Consider the following 249-nt stretch of genomic DNA (forward strand, 5'->3'; position numbering starts at 1 on the left):
CCATTGTTCTGAGATCCTTTAGCCTGTTGAAGGTTGGAGCTTTGAATGGCACTTCCGCTGATGAGATACTGCTGGTCAATGGTTGTAGTTACCTGGGAAAGGAAGTCTTGAGTTGATGATCTGATATCATGTTGCCAGATTAAATCCTGTCCGAATGACAGACCTGTGAAGCAAAGAAGGCAGGTACTCACATAGATTTTTTTCATACTTGAGTTTTTAATTATTATATTTTGGCGAATTTAACTTTTT

The 249-nt window shown here is 38.6% G+C and carries 1 pseudogene; it reads right to left on the reverse strand.

The features are described 5' to 3' along the window. Positions 1-206, reverse strand: a pseudogene (locus AC2A07_RS19795) (T9SS type A sorting domain-containing protein); the annotation flags it as partial. Positions 207-249: the final 43 nt, after the last annotated feature.

This window comes from Chryseobacterium sp. HNCC26DJ238 (genome assembly GCF_057180465.1).